Source organism: Vulcanococcus limneticus LL (assembly GCF_002252705.1).
Lineage (GTDB): Bacteria > Cyanobacteriota > Cyanobacteriia > PCC-6307 > Cyanobiaceae > Vulcanococcus > Vulcanococcus limneticus.
In genome coordinates, this window is record NZ_NQLA01000135.1 from 1 (window position 1) to 1,268 (window position 1,268).

Sequence of the window (1,268 nt, forward strand, 5' to 3'; positions counted from 1 at the left end):
GCCAGGGCTGCCTAAAGGTCTGTCCATGTGGCTCTTGCGAGGCCTGTCAGCATTGGGTTTGGTCAGCGGGATTCCTCCCTTCCAATGGCCGAAACCAGCTCCGCTGCAGTCGATCAGCCCGCTGCTGATGACCTGATCAGCTTTCTCAAGGCCATCCCCGATGGCCGCTACCGCCGTGGGGTGCGCTACCCACAGTGGTTCCTGCTGCTGGTGGCGGTGCTGGGGATCCTGAGCGGCTGCCGCAGCTCCCGTGATCTGGAAGCCTTTGCTCGGCGGCATCGGGAGGCGCTGAACCAGGCGCTGGGCCTTGATTTCAAGCGCTGGCCCTCCGATGCCACTTTCCTCTATCTGTTCAACAAGGCTCACCTGCAGGAGTTCGGCCAGGTGCTACAAGCCTGGATGATCAGCCAGATCCCAGGCGGGGCCGAGGGTCTGGATCAACTGGTGTGTGACGGCAAGACCCTGCGGGGCTCTGCGGCTATGACCGAGGACGGCAGTCACCGTTTTGTTGCCCAGGTCACGGTCTACGCCCGGGCACTCGGTGTCGCTCTGGCTCAGAAGGCCTACGACACCCACGAATCCAGCGAGCGCACAGCGCTGAAAGAGCTGCTCAGCACGCTGGACCTTGATGGCGCCCTCATCCAGGCGGATGCCCTCCACACGACGCAACCGTTTTTCGATGGTGCCTGGAGCAGGGGGCCGACGTCCTACTCACCGTGAAAGCCAACCAGCAGACTCTGTTCCGCCAGATCGGTTGCCAGTTCCAGGGAAAGCGTAGGATCCCTTTCATAGCAACGGATCACGAGAAGAAACACGGGCGGGACACGGCCTGGGAACTGCGTGCGAAAGAGGCGCCGGAGCCCATCAAGGCGAACTGGCCTGGAAGCGCCTGGATCGTGGAAGTGATCACCGACACCGTGACGCGCAGCGGTAAGCGCAGCATCAGGCGGCATCTGTTCCTCACCAGCCTGCGGACCAGCCCAGATGCCTTGCTGCGACTCATCCGGCAGCGCTGGAGCATTGAGAACGAGTGGCACTGGGCCCGCGACGTCCAGCTCGGTGAGGACGCTCACCGTTACGCCAACCGGACCGGCGTGGCGGTCTTCTCCTTTCTGCGCACCATCGTGATGAACCTGCTCAGGCGCGGTGGCTACCGCTCCATCCGCCAAGGGCTCAGAGAGTTGGCCTACGACATCAAGGGGATGCTGGCGCTGGGAGGCGTTGCGCCACTGCGTGACAAGGTCTGAGCACACTTTTAGGCAGCCCTG

2 protein-coding genes are annotated in these 1,268 nt (G+C 63.0%); both read left to right on the top strand.

Annotated features, from left to right (window positions below; translation table 11 throughout):
- Positions 1-84 precede the first annotated feature (84 nt).
- A complete protein-coding gene (locus CJZ98_RS19420; protein ID WP_094592418.1) occupies positions 85-720 on the top strand; it encodes an ISAs1 family transposase in 636 nt (211 codons plus the stop codon).
- Positions 717-1,247, top strand: a complete 531-nt coding sequence (locus CJZ98_RS19425) for an ISAs1 family transposase (protein WP_269798982.1) — start codon at positions 717-719, stop codon at positions 1,245-1,247. The genes CJZ98_RS19420 and CJZ98_RS19425 overlap by 4 nt, the downstream gene beginning before the upstream one ends.
- Positions 1,248-1,268: the final 21 nt, after the last annotated feature.

Bases quoted from the DNA above. Each gene is read 5' to 3' on its own strand.
- CJZ98_RS19420 (WP_094592418.1), top strand. From the start codon at position 85: ATGGCCGAAACCAGCTCCGCTGCAGTCGATCAGCCCGCTGCTGATGAC.